Below are 20,238 nucleotides of genomic sequence, written 5' to 3'. Positions count from 1 at the left end.
CCGGCGTCTTGCTCTGGATTTTTACGCCGTTTTTACGGCTCTCCCTTCAGTCTGTGCACACTTTTTACGGCCACCTTCTCAGAATCAAACACCTGTTCTGATGCAGGAGTTGTCGATGGACGTGTTATGGATTGCCGCACTGGCGGCGTTGTGGGTGGTCATGGCTGAGGCCGTGGTTTTGCTGGGCAAGTTCGGCCCGGCCAAGGGGGAGCGTTCATGATCGGCATGGAAATGCTCTACGGCTTTGGCGCCATCGTGGCCTTGGTCTTGCTGGCCTATCTGGTGTTTGCGCTGATCTGCGCGGAGGAGTTCTGAGATGGATACCTCTGCCTGGAGCCTGCTGGGGCTCTTTTTGATCGTGCTGGGCGTGCTGGCGTGGCCGCTTGGCAAATGGCTGGCCGCAGTGTGTGAAGGCCGCCTGCCACGGTGGATGCATGCCATCGAAAAACCGTTGTACAAGCTGGCTGGGGTCGCGCCGGATCAGATGATGCACTGGCGCAGCTATGCGCTGGCGCTGCTAGCTTTCAATGCCATCGGCGCTTTTGCGGTGTATGGCCTGCAGCGTTTGCAGCACCTGCTGCCGCTCAATCCGCAGGGCATGGCCGCAGTGTCGGGCGATTCTTCGTTCAACACTGCCATCAGCTTTGTCTCCAACACCAACTGGCAGGGCTATGCGGGCGAGTCCACCATGAGCTACCTCACGCAGATGCTGGGCCTGTCGGTGCAGAACTTCTTCTCGGCGGCCACCGGCATCGCCGTGGCGTTTGCGCTGGCGCGCGGCTTTGCAGCGCGCAGCACCGATGGCCAAGGCTTTGTGGGCAACTTCTGGGCCGATGTCACGCGCATCACGGCATGGGTGCTGATGCCCATCGCGTTTGTGATTTCCATCGTGCTGGTCGGGCAGGGCGTGATCCAGAACTTTGACGCCTACAAGGATGTGGCGACGCTGGAGACAACGGCCTATGAAGTGCCCAAGCTCGACCCATCGGGCCAGCCGGTGGTGGGCAGCGATGGCGCGCCGGTGATGGAAGCCAAGACAAGCAACACCCAGACCCTGGCCATGGGCCCGGTGGCATCGCAGGAAGCCATCAAGATGCTGGGCACCAACGGAGGCGGCTTTTTCAATGCCAACTCCGCCCATCCCTATGAGAACCCGACGGCCCTGACCAACTTCGTGCAGATGCTGGCGATTTTTCTGATTCCCGCTGCACTGTGTTTTGCGTTCGGCCGCGTTGTGGGCGACCAACGCCAGGGCTTTGCGATCCTGGCGGCCATGACGGTGATGTTTGTGGTGGCCGTGATCGCTGTGGTTTCCGCTGAGAAAGTCGGCAACCCGCAATGGGTGGGCCTGGGCGTGGAGCAAACCGCCAGTGCCTTGCAAGCGGGGGGCAACATGGAAGGCAAGGAGGTGCGGTTCGGCATCAATGCGTCGGCACTGTTCGCTGCCGTGACCACTGCCGCCTCTTGTGGTGCTGTGAACTCCATGCACGACTCCTATACGCCTTTGGGCGGCATGGTGCCGCTGGTGCTGATGCAACTGGGCGAAGTGGTGTTTGGTGGCGTTGGCACGGGCCTCTACGGCATGCTGGTGTTTGCCATCCTCGCCGTCTTCATGGCGGGCCTCATGATTGGCCGCACACCGGAGTACCTGGGCAAGAAGATCGAGGTGCGTGAGATGAAGCTCACCTCGGCGGCCATCCTGGTCACGCCCATTCTGGTGCTGGTGGGCACGGCGATTGCCGTGGCCACGGACGCGGGCAGGGCGGGCATCGCCAACCCGGGCGCGCACGGGTTCTCGGAAATTCTGTATGCGCTGACGTCTGCCGCCAACAACAACGGCAGCGCCTTTGCGGGCCTGTCGGCCAACACGCCGTTCTACAACTTTTTGCTGGGGCTGGCGATGTGGCTGGGCCGTTTCGGCGTGATCGTGCCGGTGCTGGCCATTGCGGGTTCGCTGGCGGCCAAGAAGCGCTTGCCTGTCACGGCGGGCACCATGCCCACACACGGTCCCTTGTTTGTCACGCTGCTGATCGGCACCGTGCTTCTGGTGGGTCTTCTCAACTACGTGCCCTCCCTGGCCCTGGGGCCGATGGTGGAGCACCTGATGCTCCGGGTTCAGTGAGGTATGGCAATGACCAAGAAAAAAACTTCTTCCGTTTCGCTGCTGGATACAGCGCTCATCAAGACTGCGCTCTGGGGAGCGCTGGCCAAGTTGAGCCCGTTTGTGCAGTGGCGCAACCCGGTGATGTTCATCGTGTACATCGGCAGCATCTTCACCACGCTGCTGTGGCTGCATGCACTCAATGCGCCTGAGGATGCGAGCATGCGTCCAGCGTTTGTACTGGCCATCACGGTCTGGCTGTGGTTCACCGTGCTGTTTGCCAATTTTGCCGAAGCGCTGGCAGAAGGCCGCAGCAAGGCACAAGCCGCCTCGCTGCGCGGGCTGCGCAAGGAAACCTGGGCCAAGAAGCTCAAGGAGCCTGTGCACGGTGCTGCGTTCTTGCCCGAGCTGGCCACCAACCTGCGCCGGGGCGATGTGGTGCTGGTGGAGGCGGGTGATGTGATCCCGCTGGATGGCGAGGTGATTGAGGGCGTGGCCTCGGTGGACGAGAGCGCCATCACCGGCGAATCGGCCCCTGTGGTGCGTGAATCCGGTGGCGATTTTTCTGCCGTGACCGGCGGCACCCGTGTGTTGTCCGACTGGCTGGTGGTGCGCGTGGCAGTCAACCCGGGCGAGTCGTTCCTCGACCGGATGATTGGCATGGTGGAAGCTGCCAAGCGCCAGAAAACGCCCAACGAGATCGCGCTGACCATTTTGCTGGTGGCGCTGACCATCGTGTTCCTGGTCGTTACCGTGACCCTGCTGCCGTTTTCGATCTTCAGCGTGCAGGCGTCGGGCGCGGGCACGGTGGTCTCGCTGACCGCGCTGGTGGCCCTGCTGGTGTGCCTGATCCCCACCACCATTGGCGGCCTGCTGTCTGCTGTGGGGGTGGCTGGCATGAGCCGCATGATGCAGGCCAATGTGATCGCCACCTCGGGCCGGGCTGTGGAGGCCGCAGGCGACGTGGACGTGCTGCTGCTGGACAAGACCGGCACCATCACCCACGGCAACCGCCAGGCCAGCGCATTTTTGCCTGCGCCGGGTGTGTCCAAGGAGCGCCTTGCGCGCGCCGCCTTGCTGGCGTCGCTGGCAGATGAAACGCCTGAAGGCCGCAGCATTGTGGAGTTGGCCCGCCGCGCTGGCGTGGATGGCCAGAACCCGCAGGGCGTCAAGCTGGTGCCCTTCACGGCCCAGACCCGCATGAGCGGCGTGGACCTGCCCGCAGGCGAGGGGCAGCCAGAATCTGCGGGCACCATGCTGCGCAAGGGGGCGGTGATGGCACTGGCCAAACATGTGGACGCCCTGGGCGGCAAGATGCCGCAGGATGTGATGAGCGCGGCCGACCAGGTGGCCCTGCGGGGCAGCACGCCCCTGGCGGTGGCCGATGGCAACCATGTGCTGGGCATTGTCGAACTCAAGGACATCGTCAAGGCGGGCATCAAGGAGCGCTTCATCGAGCTGCGCCGCATGGGCATCAAGACCGTGATGATCACCGGCGACAACAAGCTCACGGCAGCGGCCATCGCGGCCGAGGCGGGGGTGGACGACTTCCTGGCCGAAGCCACGCCCGAAGACAAGCTGGAGCTGATCCGCAAGTACCAGGCCGAAGGCCGCCTGGTGGCCATGACCGGTGACGGCACCAACGATGCCCCCGCGCTGGCCCAAGCCGACGTGGCCGTGGCCATGGGCAGTGGCACGCAGGCCGCCAAGGAGGCGGGCAACATGGTGGACCTGGACTCCAACCCCACCAAGTTGCTGGAGGTGGTGGAGACCGGCAAGGCGCTCTTGATGACACGCGGCTCGCTGACCACGTTCTCCATCGCGAACGATGTAGCGAAATACTTCGCCATCGTGCCGGCCATCTTCGTGTCCACCTACCCGCAACTGTCCGCACTCAACGTCATGCAACTGGCAAGCCCTTCGTCCGCCATCCTGTCGGCTGTGATCTTCAATGCGCTGGTGATCGTGTTCCTGATCCCCCTGGCCTTGCGCGGCGTGCGCTACCGCCCGGTGGGCGCGGCTGCGCTGCTGCGGCGGAACCTGGCCATCTATGGGCTGGGCGGGCTCTTGGTGCCGTTTGTGGGCATCAAGCTGATTGACTGGATACTTGTGGCCATCGGGCTGATCTGAGGAGATTCTGATGAAAAACATTCTTCGCCCCGCGCTGGTGCTGTTTGCCTTGTTGAGCGTGTTGACCGGCTTGCTCTACCCCTTGGCCGTGACGGGCGCTGCCCAGGCCGTTTTCCCCAAGGAGGCAGCGGGCAGCCTGGTGCAGCGCAATGGCCAGGTGGTCGGTTCGACGCTGATCGGCCAGAGCTTTACCGACCCCCAGCATTTTTGGGGGCGTCCATCTGCCACGGCGCCCATGCCGTACAACGCATCAGCCTCTGGGGGCTCCAACCAGGGGCCGCTCAATCCGGCGCTGACTGATGCCGTGAAAGCGCGCGTGGAGGCCTTGCGCGCGGCCGACCCTGGCAACATGGCCCCGGTGCCGGTGGACCTGGTCACGGCCTCGGCGAGTGGCCTGGACCCGCACATCAGCCTGGCTGCGGCGCAGTACCAGGCGGGGCGCGTGGCGCGCGCCCGCAACCTGCCGGTGGCCAGCGTGAACGCTGTGATTGGCCAGCACGCGGAGCAACCCTTGTGGGGGCTGCTGGGTGAACCCCGGGTGAACGTCCTTGCGCTGAACCTGGCCCTCGATAGCTTGCGCTGACGTGCGCTGACTTTTGGCACCGATACTCGTTGATGCATGACTGACATCCAGCGCCCCGACCCCGACGCCTTGATTGCGCAACTGCGCGCCCAGGAAGCGCAGACCCAGCGGGGCAAGCTGCGCATCTACTTCGGCGCCAATGCCGGGGTTGGCAAGACCTGGGCCATGCTGAGTGCCGCCCAGCGCGAACGGCGCGCGGGGCGCGATATTCTGATCGGCGTGGTGGAAACCCATGGCCGTGCGGAGACCGCTGCGCTCCTGGACGGGCTGGAATCCCTGCCCCTGAAGCAGGTGGAGTACCGTGGCCGGACCCTTTCCGAGTTCGATCTGGATGCGGCCCTGGCCCGCAAGCCCGCCATCTTGCTGGTGGACGAACTCGCGCACTCCAACGTGCAGGGCTCCCGCCACGCCAAGCGCTGGCAGGATGTGCAGGAGCTGCTGGCCGCTGGCATCGACGTGTGGACCGCACTCAATGTTCAGCATCTGGAGAGCCTGAACGGCACGGTGGGGGCCATCACCGGTGTGCGCGTGCACGAAACGGTGCCCGACACTGTTCTGGACGATGCCGACGAGGTGGTGCTGGTCGATGCCACGCCCGACGAGCTGATCGCCCGCCTGGGCGCTGGCAAGGTCTACGTGCCCCAGCAGGCAGAGCGCGCGGCGCAGAGCTTCTTTCGCAAGGGCAACCTGATCGCCCTGCGGGAGATTGCGCTGCGGCGCACGGCGGAGCACGTGGAAGACGATGTGCTGGGCTGGCGGGTGGAGCAGTCGGGTGCTTCTGGCAGCCGCGTGGCCAGTGCCTGGAATACCTCGGGCAGCATCCTGGCCTGTGTCGGGCCCCACGAAGACGCAGCGCAGACAGTGCGCACAGCTGCCCGACTGGCGGGGCAGCTCAATGTGAAGTGGCATGCCGCCTATGTGGAGACACCCCGGCTGCAGCGCCTGGAGGCCGCCCAGCGCGACAAGATTCTGGCCGTGCTGCAACTGGCGCAGGAGCTGGGGGCCGAGACGGCCGTGCTGACCGGCGACCGCGTGGCGCCCGCCCTGGCGGCCCAGGCGCTGCATCTGAACTGCGCCACGCTGGTGCTGGGGCGCCCCGCCGTGCGGGCTGGGTGGCGCAAGCTGCTGGCAGCCAAGGGCGTTGCGCGCGACCTTGCCGAACGGGCGCCTTCGCTCGACATCGTCGAGGCAGCGCATGCGGGTAGCTCGCGGCGCCTTCCTCGGGCGCTGTGGGACCGCAACATGGGCCTGGATGACGACGGGGATGTGGGCGACCTCGGCGCAGGGCGCCATCGCTGGCAAGGGTTTTTGTGGGCCCTGGGTGCCAGCATTACCGTCACGGTGCTGGCAACGCCGCTGCATGGTTTGCTGGAGCTGACCAACATCGTGATGCTCTACCTGGTGGGAGTTGTCGCGGTGGCCATGCGCTTTGGCCGGGTGCCCGCAGCCATGGCGGCGCTGCTGAATGTGCTGGCGTTCGATTTTTTCTTCGTGTCGCCGCGCCTGTCGTTTGCGGTGAGTGATGTGCAGTACATCGTCACGTTTGCCGTGATGCTGGGCGTGGGGCTGCTGGTGGGGCAACTCACGGCCGGGTTGCGGTTTGCGGCCGGGGTGTCGATCAGCCGGGAGCGGCGGGCCCAGTCACTGTTTGAACTGACCCGCGAGCTGTCTGCAGCGCTGGAGACCAGCCAGGTCATCGAGATTGGCGCGGCGGCCGTGCAGGGGCATTTTGGGGGGCGCGCCGTGGTGGTGGCGCTGGACGCGTCGGACCGCCTTCAGTACCCCGATGACCTGCCGCCGGGCTTTGACAAAAGCGTGGCGGACTGGACCTTGCGCCAGGGCCAGAGCGCCGGGCTGGCGACCAGCACCCTGGCTGCGCAATCCTGGCGCTACGTGCCGTTGAAGGCTCCCATGCGTGTGCGGGGCGTGCTGGCGCTGGAGCCAGCCCAGCCTCGCTGGCTGCTGATCCCCGAACAGGCGCAGCAGCTCGACACCCTGGCGCGGCAGATTGCCATTGCCCTGGAGCGCGTGCACTACGTGAACATCGCACAGCGGGCCGTGGTGGACATGGAGTCGGAGCGGCTGCGCAATGCCTTGCTGGGCGCGGTGTCGCACGATGTGCGCACACCCCTCACGGCCTTGATCACGCTGGCCGAGTCGCTGCAGAGCGCGCCACCGCAAGAGACAGGCACTGTGGCCCAGTCCATCGTGCGCCAGGCGCACCAGCTCAATGCGCTGGTCAGCAACCTGCTGGACATGGCGCGGCTGGAGAGCGATGTGTCGGGGCAGAGCGTTCACCTGCGGCGGGACTGGCAGTCGGTGGAAGAAGTGGTCGGCTCGGCCATTCGGGCCGCCAGGCCAGCGCTGGGCGACATGCCCGTACGCACGGAGCTGCCCGCCGACCTGCCGCTGGTGGAGTTTGACCCTGTGCTCATCGAGCGCGTGCTGGTCAATCTTCTGGAAAATGCGGCCAAATATGGCGCGGCGCCGGTGGTGGTGAAAGCATCCACCACCGACAACATGCTGGTGCTGAAGGTGCGGGACCATGGCCCGGGCCTGCCCGCTTCGGTGCGTGGCAAAGAGCACACCCTGTTTGAAAAATTCACCCGGGGCCAGGCGGAGTCCGCAACCCCGGGTGTGGGCCTGGGTCTGGCGATCTGCAAGGCCGTCGTGCAAGCGCATGGAGGCACAATTTCTGCCACCAGCGCGGAAGGGGGCGGCGCCGAGTTCACGGTCACCCTTGCGCGGCGCGAGCCTCCGCCGGTTCCCGGTTTTGATGATGTGGAGCGGGGCGTTTCTGCCCCCTGAAGAAAACCATGCAGATACGAACCGTTTTGGTGGTCGAGGACGAACCACAAATCAGGCGCTTTGTGCGCAGTGCGCTGGAGGCCGAGGGCTGGCAGGTGCATGAGGCTGGCACCCTGCGTGAAGGCTTGTCTGCTGCGGGCACCCGCCAGCCCGACCTGCTGGTGCTGGACCTGGGACTGCCCGATGGCGACGGGGTGGAGCTGATCCGCGATGTGCGCGGCTGGTCCGCCGTGCCCATCATCGTGTTGTCTGCGCGCACCGATGAGGCCGAGAAGATTGCCGCACTCGACGCGGGGGCGGACGACTACCTCACCAAACCCTTCGGCACCGGCGAGCTGCTGGCGCGGGTGCGGGCCAACCTGCGCAGGCCCCGCGCCGCCACTGGCAACGGGCTGACGATGGAGGCCGTGGAGCCCCTGTTCCATTTCGGCGACGTCGAGGTGGACCGTAGCGCGCGCCTGGTGCGCAAGGCCGGTGTGGAGGTGCACCTGACGCCCACCGAGTACCGCATGCTGATGGTGCTGGTGGCCAATGCGGGGCGTGTCATCACCCAAAAGCAGCTGCTGCGCGAGGTGTGGGGCCCGATGCGCTCGGACCAGAGCCACTACCTGCGCATCTACATGGGGCACCTGCGGCAGAAGCTGGAGGCCGACCCCGCCCAGCCCCGCCACCTGCTCACCGAGTCCGGGGTGGGATACCGCTTGGCGGCATAGGGAATGCGGCAGCCCGGCGCACCCGCGCAGGTGCGTATCGAGCCCCGGTGTATTGACGGCGATTTGATGTTTGTGCCCGCAGTTTTTACGAACGATTTACGCCAGATTTCCTAGACTGAAAGCATGTTCAACACCGGCCACAAGCGCTCCTGCCAGGGGCTCAACGTGGTGAAAACATGCTGATGAAGAGTTGCCCCAGTATGGGCTTGCACCGGGTATCCCTGTTGCCTCTGTGCGAGGGCGATGTAGATCCCACCGCGTTGGTGCTGCTTCCGTTCATCACGCCGTATTCCAGTGGGCAAAGCCTGCGTGCAACGCTGCAGGCCGTGCTGGGGCGGCAGCTGCGCGGGTACCGCCTGGCGTTCGACGTGCCCCGCCATACGGCCAAGGGCACTTTGTACATCCACCGGCGCGACCTGGAAGGCGCAAAACGTTGCCTGGCCTCTGGCCTGCCCCAGCTCGAACTCGGTTGTGTGACCAGTGTTTCTTGCGCGGGGGTGCTTTCATGCCGTTGAGCCATTGCAGCGCGCAAAGGTGCCAGGCCATTGAGGCTGGCTCTGTGCGCTGCGCCCTGCGTGGCTTGGGCCTGGAGCTGCTGCGCCATGGCTGATTGGATCGCATTGCTGCTGGCCGTGCTGGTGCTCGTGGTTCCGATCGGGGTGGGTTGGGTGGCATTGAAGCTGTCTGATCGCAAGGCGCGGCGGCCCCATGGGGACTGCCCATGAAGCGACCACTATCGACGGATGCCAGGGGCGTCGCGCTGGCCGGGCCGGCAGATCTGCCTGCGCTGGTTCATCTGGAGAACGCCGCGTTCTCCAGCGACAGGATCTCGCGCAGAAGCTGGGGGCGTCTGCTGCTCAGTCGCTCGGCCCGTGTTCTGGTGTGCCGCTCTGGCCATGCGCTGGATGGCGCCTGCGTGGTATTGCGCCGCGAGGGATCGTCCGTGGCACGTCTTTATTCCATCGCGGTGGTGCCGTCCAAGCGGCGCGCTGGCGTGGCCGCCAGGCTGCTGGAGGCGGCGATCCACGATGCGCGTGATGTGGGCTGCGCGGTGCTGCGGCTGGAGAGCCGGGACGGTAACGTGGCCGCGCACCGTTTGTTCGAGCGCCACGGCTTTGTACGCACCGGGCGCAAGCCCGCCTATTACGAAGATGGCGAAGAGGCTCTGTGCTTTCAGAAGGACCTGTTTGACGGGGCGCTGGCGCTGGTGGGTGCGGCGCACCAGGTGCGCCACTATGCGCAGACGCTGGACTTCACATGCGGCCCCTGTGCCTTGCTGATGGCGATGTCCGCCATGGACCCGGCCATGCCGGTGAACCAGGCGGCCGAGATCCGCCTGTGGCGCGAGGCCACCACGGTGTTCATGGCTGCAGGCCACGGCGGATGCGGGCCGTTCGGGCTCGCGCATGCCGCGCTGGCCCACGGCTTTGAGGTGTCGGTGTATGCGGCTGCCGGTGCCTCGCTTTTCATGGACAGCGTGCGCGATCCCCGCAAGAAGGACGTGATCCAGTTGGTGGAGAACGACTTCAGGGCAGCGCTGGAGGCGCGCCAGGTGCCGATCCACGCGCGGCCCGTGTCGCCCGACAGCGTGATCGAGCAACTGCGGGCGGGGCGCTTGCCCATTGTGCTCATCAGTCTGTGGCGCCTGCACCGGGAGAAGACGCCGCACTGGGTGGTCATCACAGGCTTTGATGGTGCAGTGTTTCGCCTGCTGGACCCCATGGCGCGTTCCGGTGATCCCGATGGCGGTGTGTCCATCAGTTGGGGTGAATTCAAGAAGATCGCGAGGTATGGGCGCCGTGGGCGCACCGCAGCGGTCATCCTTTCTGGAAAGAAATAAATTGTCCTCAGAACATGTCATCGTGGTGGAGAAGGTGGCCGACTTCCGGTGGAGTGAGCCGGACCTCAAGGTCATCACGGCAGAGCAATTCGTTGCGGAGCAGCCGGACGACCGTGGACGCCTGCGCAAGGTCACCAACCTGTGCAGGAACTATGGCTACCTCAGCATGGGCTACTACTGCTCGTTGCTGGCCGAAGCGCGCGGAGACCGTGTAACGCCCAGCGTGGACACCATCCTCAGCCTGCAGCGCAAACGCATCGAGCCATCGGCGCTGGCGCAACTGAACCGGCTGATTGGCCCGCTGAAGGAAATACCGCGCTCGGTGAACACGCTCACGCTGCATGTCTTCTTCGGGATCATGGACGACCCTGCACTCGCCGCGTTGGCCCGCAAAAGCTTCGAACTTTTCCGTTGCCCGCTGATGGAGGTCACGCTGGAACGGCAGGAGCAGTCCGCCCACTGGCAGATCGGCGGCATACAGGCGCTGGACCTGCGCGATGTGGATGCCGCGCGCGACGAGGTCTTTGTGCAGGCGCTGCGCCAGTACACGCGGCGCAGCTGGCGTCCCCTGATCGCGATGCCCCAGCCGCGCATGGATCTGGCGGTGCTGCACGACCCCCACGACAGCCTGCCGCCGTCCAACCTCAAGACTCTGCGCAAGCTGGTGGACGTGGGGCAGGAGATGGGCATTGCCGTGGAACTGATCGAGAAGAGGGACCTGTCGCGCCTGACCCAGTTCGACGCGCTGTTCATCCGGGAGACTACGACCGTGACGCACCACACCTTCCAGTTTGCGAAAAAAGCCATGTCGGAAGGCATGCCGGTCATCGACGACCCTGCGTCCATCCTGCGTTGCACCAACAAAGCCTTTCTGGCGGAGCTGCTGCGTGAACACGCCATTGCCACCCCGCTCACGCACATGGTCAGTCGCCGCACGCTGGCGGACATGCAGCACCGGCTGACTTACCCCGTGGTGGTGAAGGTGCCAGACGGAGCGTTCAGCCGCAGTGTGAAGAAGGCAGAGAGCTTTGAGCAACTGCAGGCCATCGCCAAAAACATGCTCAAGGAGTCGGAAATCATCCTCGTGCAGGAGTTCATGTACACCGACTTCGACTGGCGCATTGGCGTGCTGGCCGGGCAGGCCCTGTTCGCGGCGAAATACTTCATGTGCGACGGGCACTGGCAGATCTTGCAGCACACCGCCAATGGCAAGTACACCGAAGGCCGGGTCCAGGCCGTGCCGCTCGACCAGGTGCCCCCGCAGGTGCTGGCGGCGGCAGTCAGCTCTGCCCGACTGGTCGGCCATGGTTTTTATGGCGTGGACCTCAAAGCCACGGCGTCCGGGGTGTACGTGATCGAGATCAACGACAACCCGAACCTGGATGTGGGGGTGGAGGACGCAGCCCTGGGCGATGGGTTGTACCGCGTGCTGCTCATGCACTTCCTCAAGCAGGTAGAGCAGCGGTTCAGTGCCCACAAGGCGGGCCCCCGCATGGAACGCCAGGCTACCTTGAGCCTGGCAGTGGCTGCGGTGTAGGCCCTTGTTCTTTCCGCGTGTATGCCGCCAGTGGGCGGTTGCAAGCTTGCAGAGGGAGGGTGTGGGAAGATGGTGGGGCTGCTCACACCCGCTCTTTCTGCTGTGGGAAAGAAGCTTATGATTTTGCTATCAAATAAATAGCTAATAACGCATTGTGGATGCGTGGAAGGCAGCATTTTTCTTGTATTTTTGGCTTGTACCTGCGCCGCGCTCCCCAAGAGGCTCCATGCCTGTGACTTTTTTTGCCGTGCAGCCTGTGCAGGTGCTGGCCTGGCGTGGGCTTCGGGCCGGCTCATCACGGCTACCATGGCAGTTTTGTGTGCGTGGCTGGCGAATGGGTCTACGACCAGGGCACGCGGGTGGGGCCCCAGTGGCCGGGCAGACGGTGCGATGATTGGCTGGCCCTCTGCCGTACTCCCGCTGCCTTGGCATCCCCCCAGTCTGGCGTGACCGCCGCAGGCAGACGCTTCATCTTCACACCCCATGACCCAGGCAACGCCCCACCCGTCCCCCATCTCGAATCCGCTGGGTTCACTTGTCCCCTTGCTGTTTGTCGCGCTCTGGAGCACGGGCTTTATCGGTGCCAAGCTGGGCTTGCCGTACATCGAGCCGCTGACCTTCCTGGGGCTGCGCTTTGCCATCGTCACCGTGCTCATGCTGGCCGTGGTGGCGCTGGTGCGTGCGCCCTGGCCCCCGGCGGGCAGGGCCTGGGGGCACATCGCGGTGTCGGGCCTGCTGGTGCATGGCGTGTACCTGGGCGGGGTGTTCATGGCCATCGGGCACGGGCTGCCGTCAGGCATCACGGCGCTGGTGGTGGGGTTGCAGCCACTGCTGACCGCCCTGGTGGCCGGGGCTTTGCTGGGCGAGAAGGTGCGGCCGCCCCAGTGGGCGGGCCTGGCCCTGGGCTTTGCCGGCGTGGCGCTGGTGGTGGCCGGCAAGGTGGCCACCGTGCCTGCCGGAGCGCTGTTGGGCATGCTGCTGCCCGCTGTGGTCGCGCTGCTGGGCATCACGGCCGGCACGCTGTACCAAAAGCGGTTCTGCCCCTCGTTCGACTTGCGCACGGGCTCGGTGATTCAGTACCTGCCCTGTGCCGTGGCCATGGCCGCCGTCGCCTACGCCACCGAATCCATGGCCATATCGTGGACCGGAGAGTTTGTGTTTGCGCTGGGCTGGCTCGTGCTGGTGCTCTCGCTGGGGGCCGTGAGCCTGCTGAACCTGCTCATCCGCCGGGGCGGGGCAGTGAACGTGGCCAGCCTGTTCTACCTGACCCCGCCCACCACGGCGCTGATTGCCTGGGCCATGTTTGGCGAGACGCTCAGCGGCTGGGCGCTGGTGGGGATGGCGTTGGCAGTGGCGGGGGTGTGGCTGGCGCGGCAGACGAGGTAGGGCCTCAATAGGCCCTGCAGATCACAGCTTGCGAAGCCGCTCCAGCGCGGCGCGCAGCGTTTCGTCCTTCTTGGCAAAGCAGAACCGCACCACGCGCTGGTCAAACCCGTCGCCATAGAACGCCGACAGCGGAATCGCAGCCACGCCCACCTCGCGGGTGAGCCACTGGCAGAAATCGGCCTCGTTCAAGTCGCTGATCGCCGAGATGTCCACGCACTGGAAGTAGCTCCCGGTACTGGGCAGTAGCTTGAAGCGCGAGCCCGCCAAACCTTCGCGGAACAGGTCGCGCTTGGCCTGGTAGAACGCGGGCAGCTGCAGGTAGGGAGCCGGGTCCTGCAGGTACGCGGCCAGGCCATGCTGCATGGGCGTGTTCACAGTGAACACGTTGAACTGGTGCACCTTGCGGAACTCGGCCGTCAGCGCTGCGGGGGCGGCCACGGTGCCGACCTTCCAGCCCGTGACGTGGAAGGTTTTGCCAAAGCTCGACACGATGAAGGCGCGGGCGGCCAGGCCTGCAAAGCGCGCGGCGCTCTGGTGGTCGGCGCCGTCGAACACCATATGCTCGTACACCTCGTCGCTGATCAGCAGGATGTCGGTGGGCGCGAGCAGGTCTTCGAGCTGGCGCATTTCCTCGGCCGTCCAGATGGTGGCGCTGGGGTTGTGCGGGCTATTGATGAGGATGGCGCGGGTGCGCGGCGTGATGGCGGCGCTGATCTTGGCGAAGTCGGGGCGGAAGGTGCCGGGCGTGAGCGGCACGCGCACGGCTTTGCCACCGGCCAGCTCGATGTTGGGCACATAGCTGTCGTAGCAGGGGTCGAGCACGATCACCTCATCACCCGGGTGCACGATGGCGAGTATGGCGGTGATGATGGCCTGCGTGGCGCCCGCCGTGACGGTGATTTCAGTATTGGGGTTGTAGGCGCGGCCGTGCAGCGCCTCGATCTTGCGGGCCACGGCCTCGCGCAGCGCGGGGATGCCGGGCATGGGCGGGTACTGGTTGTGCCCGGCCTGCATGGCGGCGGTGACGGCGTTCACCAGCTCAGGGGCGCATTCAAAGTCTGGAAAGCCCTGGCCCAGGTTGACGGCCTTGTGTTCGGTGGCCAGGGCCGACATCACCGTGAAGATGGTGGTGCCGACGTGGGGCAGCTTGCTGGGGAAGGCTGGGGTGCGGGCGGCAGCGTTAGCTTGGGTCATGGCGCAACAACGTAAAAATCAAAGGTGTTTTGAAGACAGGCGAACTACGGCGAAGTCACAGCTCATAGTCGTTGACGTGCCCGGTCATGGCGCGGGCGATGAGGTCGCGGCTCAGGCGGTCGCTCAGCAGTTCGGCAAACTTGTAGACAAAGTTGCGCAGGTAGGCGCTGCGCTTGAAGGCAACGCGTGCCACGCTCTGCCCGAAAAGGTGGCCCACAGGGCGCACGGCCAAGTCGCCCACCGGGTCGTCGCGCATGGCCATCTCAGCCACGATGCCGATGCCCAGGCCCAGGCGCACATAGGTCTTGATCACGTCGGAGTCGATGGCTTCGAGCACGATGCGCGGCTGCAGCTTGCGGGCGGCAAAGGCCTGGTCGATCTTGCCCCGGCCCGTGAACGAGGGGTGGTAGGTAATCAGCGCCTCATGTGCGAGGTCGTCGAGGCCGATGCGTTCCTTCTGCGCCAGCGGGTGGTCGTTGGGCACCACCAGCACGTGCTGCCATTCGTAGCAGGGCAGGGTCACGAGTTCAGGGTAGTCAGCCAGCGATTCGGTGGCCATGCCGATTTCTGCCACTTCATCGATCACCATGCGTGCCACCTCGTGCGGCGTGGCCTGGTGCAGGCTGATGTTGACTTTGGGGTAGGCCTCACGCAGCCGCGCCACGGGCACGGGCAGCACGTAGCGGGCCTGGGTATGGGTGGTGGCGATGCTCAAGGTGCCGCTGTCTTGTGCGCTGAACTGCTCGCCAATGCGCTTCAAGTTACCCACCTCGCGCATGATGACTTCGATGCTTTTGAGCACGTGCTGGCCGGGCTCGGTGATGCGCTTGAGGCGTTTGCCGTGGCGGGCAAAGATGTCCACGCCCAGTTCTTCTTCCAGCTCGATGATGGCCTTGGAGACGCCGGGCTGGGAGGTGTGCAGGGCCTTGGCGGCTTCAGTCAGGTTGAGGTTGCGGCGTGCTGCCTCTTGAACGAAGCGGAATTGGTGCAGGTTCATATCTGATATCGCCTAAAGGGTTGCATCATTATGCTGCAAGCATCTAAGAGATATTGGAAGAACCTCAGCTTTGGGGCGCCTCGCACGCGATTTCTGCCATCAATGCGGTCATGCGCGGGTCTTCGCCGATGGCGGTCTGCACGTGGAAATGAACGCCGGGGTGGGCGGCACGCAGGTCCTGCACCAGCACGGGCAGGTCTTCACGCGCATGCTTGCCGGTGCCCAGGAACATGGGCACCACGGTGACCTGCGTGGCGCCCTGCGCGGCGAGTTGCTGGGCGGCATCTGGCAGCGATGGTGTGCACAGTTCCAGGTAAGCGCAAAGGACCGGCCTGCCAGGCTGCTGCGCGGCGATATGCGCCGCAACGGCTTCCAGCGGCACGCGCCAGAGTGGGTCCCGCGATCCGTGTGCGAATAAAATGATAGCGGCTTGCGCTTGCTGCATAAGCGGTAGAGGCCCAAAAGGCTTAAAAAAATTTTACCGGCGAAGCACCAGCCAGCCGAAGGCGGCTAGCGACAGCACGGAATAGATGAGCCCCGGCGCGGCAGCGGTGAGCCAGGGCGACCAGTTCTGCAGGTTGCCTGCATAGCCGAACACGTTGTTCAGCAAGAAGAAGCTGATGCCCGCCATGACGCCGCCAAACACATAGCCCGCAATGCCGCCCGAGCGGAAATGCAGGTAGGCAAAAGGCAGGGCCAGCACCACCATCACCAGGCAACTGAGCGGGTAGAACACCTTGCGCCAGAACTCGATTTCGTACCGCTGGGCAGACTGGCCGTTGGCGTCGAGGTGGCGGATGTACTGGAAGAGGTCGATGGTGGCCATGCGGTCGGGTTTGAGCAGCGAGGCGGCCACCATGTCGGCGCTGATGCGGGTGGGCCATTGCAGGGTGGGGGCGTCCAGGTGCTCCACACGCGCCTCGTCGCTGCCGCGTTGTTCAAACCGGCTGCGCTTTACATTCTCCAGGTTCCATGCCCCTTCTGACCCAAACTGGCCTGTCGCAGCGCGCGTCTGCGATGCCAGCCGGCCCTTGGCATCGAATTCAAAGATGCGCACGTCCAGCATGCCGCCATTGGGCGTGAGGGCGCGCACGTTCACGGCATAGGAGTGATCGTCCTGGCGCTCCTTGAGCCAGGCGCCGGTGGCGCCCGTGGTCAGGCGCCCCAGGTATCGCACCTTGACGAGCTGGGCGGCGCGGTCGGTCAGCGGCGCAATGTAGTCGCCTACCGCAAAGGTCAACAGTACAAAGAAGCCCCCCAGCGCCACCAAGGTGCGCAAGGCGCGCCACGGGCCCATGCCGCTGGTGCGCATGATGGTGAACTCGGAGCTTTGGGCGAGCCGCGCCATCACGAAGATGGTTCCGATGAGCACGGTAATGGGCAGCAATTCGTACAGGTGGCTGGGAATGCTCAGCACCACGAACAGGAATGCGTGCGAGAGCTGGTAGCCTTCGGCGCCGGTGCGGCCCACCCAGCGCAGTTCGTCCACCAGGTCAAAAAAGAAAAACAGCGCCAGAAATCCGGCGGTGACAAAGGCCACGGCGAACAGGGCTTCGCGGTGGATCAGGCGGCGAATGGTTTTCATGCGGGGCTCCTGGTCGGACGGGGCTGCCAGAGCCGCCGCACGGTCCAGTGGTTGTGGCGCGCAGCCAGGATCAGCAGCGACATGGTCAACATGCCGCCATGCAGCAGCACCATGAAGCTCAGCAGGCCCAACCGGCCCGCACCCACCCAGCTTTGCCCCAGCGTCATGAGGTTGTAGTACACGATGAATGCAAAAAGCGCGAACACCAGGCTGGTGCTGCGCGCAGCGCGCGGGTTGACGCTGGCCACGGCCAGGCCCAGCACGACGAAGTTGATGGCGGCCAGCGCCAGCCCCAGGCGCCAGCCCAGCTCGGCGCGGTAAGCGGGCAAGGGTTGCATCAGCAGCTCGTGCGTGGCGCGGGTCTTGACGGAGAGTTCTTCCGCCGAGCCTGCAGGTGCTGAGCCAATGCGGGTGCCGTATTCGGCGAACTCGCTGATCTTGACGCCGGGCTTGTCGCGCGAGGTCTCCAGGCGCTGGCCTTCGCTCAGCACCGCCATGCGCTCGCCGCCCCGTGTCTCCAGCCGCGCGCTGCGCGCAGAGGTCACGGATTCGCGGGCGCCGTCGGTGGCGGCGATGAAGATGTTGTTGCCAGCCTGCGTGTCGGGGCTGTCCTTGTCGATGAAGAACACCCGGCTGCCGTTGGAGGATTCCTGGAATTCGCCGGGCGCGATGCGGTCGATGTCGCTGCGTTGTTCGTAGCGCGTCTTGAGTTCCTGAATCTGGGAGTTGGCCCAGGGCCACACCAGCAGCGACAGCACAGCAATGACAACCATGACCGGCCACGCAAAACGCAGCAAGGGCCGCAGCAGGCTGATGAGGCCACGGCCACTGGCAAACCAGATGACCATTTCGCTGTCACGGTACATGCGCGAAAGTGTGCCGACCACAGCGATGAAGAGGCTTAGGCTCAAGATGGTGGGCAACTGCCCCAGCACCGTGAAGCCCATGACCAGCATCACATCGGAAGGGCTCACGCTGCCCTTGGATGCCTGTCCCAGGGTGCGGATGAGCATCATGGTCATGACCACGGTCACCAGCACCACGAGCGTCGCGCCAAAGCTGCGCGCCAGCTCCTTGCGGATGGATGAATCGAATAACATTGGCTAGGAGCGCGCTATGCACTTTTGCGTGCATATCAAAGTGCATAGCACGCTCAAAAGGAAAACACCGATTATGAACTTTGATCTCAAGACCCTTGACCTTGCTGCGGCAGCTTCAGAGAAATGCGACCTGCTGGTTGTGCTGCTCCCTGAGGGCTTCAAGCCCGGCAAGGATGCGCTGTCCGCCCTGGCGGCCCTGGCGCTCAAGAACGGGGATCTGGCCACGAAGGCGGGCAAGCACCTGCAGCTGTACCAGGTGCCTGCCGTTGCCGCCCGTCGCGTAGTGTTGGTGGGGCAGGGTGACGGATCTGCCCGTGCCACCCGCCAGGCGCTGCAGGCGGTGGGGAGTGCCGTCAAGGCGCCGCAGACCAAACGGGTGGTGTTGTGTTTTGCCGGGGCCGTGCAAGCCGCTTCTGTCAGCGCCGCTGTGCAGGCCGTGGCCGAAGTGAGCTATGTCTACACCACCACCAAGACCAAGGTGGAGGCGCGCAGTCTGAGCCGCTGCGTGGTGGGTGTACCCACCGCCCCGGATGTGCGCGAGGACTTCGACGCCGGTGTGGCGCTGGTGGCTGGGGTGGAGTTTGCGCGGGAATGGGGCAACCGCCCCGCCAACCATGCCACCCCCACCCTGCTCGCCGACGCCGCCAAGACCCTGAGCAAGCTGCCCCGCATCCAGTGCAAGGTCCACGGCCCGGCCGAAGTGGCCCGGTTGGGCATGGGCGCCTTCCTTGCTGTGGCAAGGGGTTCCGAGGAACCCCTGAGATTCATCGAATTGCGCTACAACGGCGCGGCCAAGGACCAGGCTCCCGTCGTGCTGGTGGGCAAGGGCATTACGTTCGATACCGGGGGCATCTCCATCAAGCCTGCCCCGGAGATGGACGAGATGAAGTTCGACATGTGCGGCGCTGCCAGCGTGCTGGGCACCTTTCGCGCTCTGGGAGAGTTGCAGCCCTCGATCAATGTGGTGGGGCTGATACCCGCCTGCGAGAACATGCCCGATGGCCGTGCCGTCAAGCCGGGTGACGTGGTCACGAGCATGAGCGGTCAGACCATCGAAATCCTGAACACCGACGCCGAAGGCCGTCTGGTGCTGTGCGATGCGCTCACCTACGCCGCCCGCTTCAAGCCTGCCGCCGTGGTGGACATTGCCACCCTGACCGGCGCCTGCGTGATTGCGCTCGGTGGTGTGCGCAGTGGTCTGTTCGCCAACAACGATCCCCTGGCATCCGCATTGCAGCAGGCCGGCGAGTCTGCCCAGGACCCTTGCTGGCGCATGCCGCTGGACGACGACTATGCCGATGGTCTCAAGAGCAATTTCGCCGACATGGGCAATGTAGCCGGCCGTGCGGGGGGCTCCATCACCGCCGCGAAGTTCCTGCAAAAGTACGTGGGCGACGTGCCATGGGCGCACCTGGATATTGCTGGCACGGCCTGGAAGGGTGGCGCCGCAAAAGGTGCCACAGGGCGGCCGGTGGGACTTCTGGTGCACTATCTGATGGGCCAGGCCCGTGCCAAGCCGGTTTCCAAGCCTGCGGCGGCAAAACGCTCCGTGCGCACCAAGACGGCCTGAGCGTGCCATGACCGAGGTTGCGTTTCATTTCAATGCGCCGGACAAACTGGCCTACGCATGCCGCTTTGCGCGCAAGGTGCAGCGCAGCGGGGCCCGCTTGGTGATTGCGGCGCCGCCCGACACCTTGGCGGCGCTGGACCGCATGCTCTGGGCCCTTGCTCCGCAGGACTTTGTGGCCCATTGCCTTGGCGATGCTGATGAAGACCTGGTCCATGCGTCTCCCGTGTTGCTGACTGCCGATGCCCGGTCTGCCCCGCACCATGGAGTGCTACTGAACCTGCACGCGGAGGTGCCGGAGGGATTTGGCCGGTTTGATCGGTTGGTGGAAGTGGTGAGTGCGCAGGATGAGTTGGATCGTGGCGAGGCCCGGGCGCGCTGGCGCCACTATGCATCGCGCGGCTATGCCATCACTCGCCACGACTTGGTGCTGAAAGCTGGCTGATGGCGCTGCCTCCTCCCAAAACGCCCCCACGCTTTGTTCCCACCCTCACCGAAGTGGTGCAGGTGCCGGACTCCGCGCCTCTGCCGCCGGCGTCCTCTGCACCATTGCGCACCACGGTCATGTCTCCGTCCGCGTTGCCCGCGGCAAGACCCAGCCCGACAGCAGCGCAGCCTGCGACACGACCGCTGAGCCCCCCTCTGCCCAGTGCCCGCCCGCCTGCTGTGATGGCGCCACGCCCGGCTGCACCAGCGC

Annotated in this window: 18 protein-coding genes; 13 read left to right on the top strand and 5 right to left on the bottom strand. The window is 65.1% G+C overall.

All coding sequences use genetic code 11. The annotated features are described in order from the left end of the window. Positions 1 to 216 precede the first annotated feature (216 nt). The 11 genes from AC2YJX_RS02550 to AC2YJX_RS02500 all read left to right on the top strand — a co-directional run bounded on the left by AC2YJX_RS02550 (position 217) and on the right by AC2YJX_RS02500 (position 13,098). Positions 217 to 315 (top strand): potassium-transporting ATPase subunit F, encoded by a 99-nt coding sequence (locus AC2YJX_RS02550; RefSeq protein WP_056414695.1) that lies wholly within the window; start codon positions 217 to 219, stop codon positions 313 to 315. A gap of 1 nt (position 316) precedes the next feature. Next, entirely contained in the window at positions 317 to 2,122 is a 1,806-nt protein-coding gene (gene kdpA / locus AC2YJX_RS02545) for a potassium-transporting ATPase subunit KdpA (RefSeq protein ID WP_487255201.1), read from the top strand. Positions 2,123 to 2,131: 9 nt separating this feature from the next. Continuing rightward, the gene (gene kdpB, locus AC2YJX_RS02540; RefSeq protein WP_487255200.1) at positions 2,132 to 4,231 is read left to right on the top strand and encodes a potassium-transporting ATPase subunit KdpB; all 2,100 of its coding nucleotides are present in this window, start codon (positions 2,132 to 2,134) and stop codon (positions 4,229 to 4,231) included. 10 nt (positions 4,232 to 4,241) lie between these two features. After that, positions 4,242 to 4,814 (top strand): potassium-transporting ATPase subunit KdpC, encoded by a 573-nt coding sequence (kdpC, locus tag AC2YJX_RS02535; protein WP_487255199.1) that lies wholly within the window; start codon positions 4,242 to 4,244, stop codon positions 4,812 to 4,814. 36 nt (positions 4,815 to 4,850) lie between these two features. Further along, complete coding sequence (locus AC2YJX_RS02530) at positions 4,851 to 7,622, top strand: DUF4118 domain-containing protein (RefSeq protein WP_487255198.1); 2,772 nt, start codon at positions 4,851 to 4,853, stop codon at positions 7,620 to 7,622. Positions 7,623 to 7,630: 8 nt separating this feature from the next. Continuing rightward, entirely contained in the window at positions 7,631 to 8,335 is a 705-nt protein-coding gene (kdpE, locus tag AC2YJX_RS02525) for a two-component system response regulator KdpE (protein WP_462387013.1), read from the top strand. A gap of 200 nt (positions 8,336 to 8,535) precedes the next feature. Then, entirely contained in the window at positions 8,536 to 8,850 is a 315-nt protein-coding gene (locus AC2YJX_RS02520; RefSeq protein WP_487255197.1) for a hypothetical protein, read from the top strand. A gap of 87 nt (positions 8,851 to 8,937) precedes the next feature. Further along, the gene (locus tag AC2YJX_RS02515; RefSeq protein WP_487255196.1) at positions 8,938 to 9,060 is read left to right on the top strand and encodes a hypothetical protein; all 123 of its coding nucleotides are present in this window, start codon (positions 8,938 to 8,940) and stop codon (positions 9,058 to 9,060) included. Then, a complete protein-coding gene (locus AC2YJX_RS02510; RefSeq protein WP_487255195.1) occupies positions 9,057 to 10,175 on the top strand; it encodes a peptidase C39 family protein in 1,119 nt (372 codons plus the stop codon). Before AC2YJX_RS02515 ends, AC2YJX_RS02510 begins: the two co-directional genes overlap by 4 nt. 1 nt (position 10,176) lies before the next feature. Beyond that, entirely contained in the window at positions 10,177 to 11,712 is a 1,536-nt protein-coding gene (locus AC2YJX_RS02505; RefSeq protein WP_487255194.1) for a RimK family ATP-grasp domain-containing protein, read from the top strand. A 483-nt stretch (positions 11,713 to 12,195) separates the two neighbouring features. Beyond that, positions 12,196 to 13,098 carry a DMT family transporter gene (locus tag AC2YJX_RS02500; RefSeq protein ID WP_487255193.1) on the top strand — a complete coding sequence of 301 codons (903 nt, stop codon included), beginning with the start codon at positions 12,196 to 12,198 and terminating at the stop codon, positions 13,096 to 13,098. A 21-nt stretch (positions 13,099 to 13,119) separates the two neighbouring features. Here AC2YJX_RS02500 and AC2YJX_RS02495 read toward each other — a convergent pair whose 3' ends face one another. The 5 genes from AC2YJX_RS02495 to lptF form a co-directional block, all read right to left on the bottom strand. Next, the gene (locus AC2YJX_RS02495; protein WP_431149404.1) at positions 13,120 to 14,292 is read right to left on the bottom strand and encodes a pyridoxal phosphate-dependent aminotransferase; all 1,173 of its coding nucleotides are present in this window, start codon (positions 14,290 to 14,292) and stop codon (positions 13,120 to 13,122) included. Positions 14,293 to 14,347: 55 nt separating this feature from the next. Further along, positions 14,348 to 15,289, bottom strand: a complete 942-nt coding sequence (locus tag AC2YJX_RS02490; protein WP_010458783.1) for a CysB family HTH-type transcriptional regulator — start codon at positions 15,287 to 15,289, stop codon at positions 14,348 to 14,350. Positions 15,290 to 15,353: 64 nt separating this feature from the next. Next, positions 15,354 to 15,734 carry a sirohydrochlorin chelatase gene (locus AC2YJX_RS02485; RefSeq protein WP_055396016.1) on the bottom strand — a complete coding sequence of 127 codons (381 nt, stop codon included), beginning with the start codon at positions 15,732 to 15,734 and terminating at the stop codon, positions 15,354 to 15,356. Between the two features lie 33 nt (positions 15,735 to 15,767). Further along, positions 15,768 to 16,874: an LPS export ABC transporter permease LptG gene (lptG, locus tag AC2YJX_RS02480; protein ID WP_487255192.1), complete on the bottom strand. Its 1,107-nt coding sequence runs from the start codon at positions 16,872 to 16,874 to the stop codon at positions 15,768 to 15,770. Beyond that, complete coding sequence (gene lptF, locus AC2YJX_RS02475) at positions 16,871 to 17,974, bottom strand: LPS export ABC transporter permease LptF (RefSeq protein WP_176886103.1); 1,104 nt, start codon at positions 17,972 to 17,974, stop codon at positions 16,871 to 16,873. Before lptF ends, lptG begins: the two co-directional genes overlap by 4 nt. Positions 17,975 to 18,047: 73 nt before the next feature. Between lptF and AC2YJX_RS02470 the strand changes: the two genes are divergently transcribed. Further along, the gene (locus AC2YJX_RS02470) at positions 18,048 to 19,544 is read left to right on the top strand and encodes a leucyl aminopeptidase (RefSeq protein ID WP_436129179.1); all 1,497 of its coding nucleotides are present in this window, start codon (positions 18,048 to 18,050) and stop codon (positions 19,542 to 19,544) included. Between the two features lie 7 nt (positions 19,545 to 19,551). Beyond that, positions 19,552 to 19,986, top strand: a complete 435-nt coding sequence (locus AC2YJX_RS02465) for a DNA polymerase III subunit chi (RefSeq protein WP_487255191.1) — start codon at positions 19,552 to 19,554, stop codon at positions 19,984 to 19,986. Positions 19,987 to 20,238 lie beyond the last annotated feature (252 nt).

This window comes from Acidovorax sp. SRI_002 (assembly GCF_057586455.1).
This window is presented reverse-complemented; position numbering and strand designations above follow the sequence as displayed.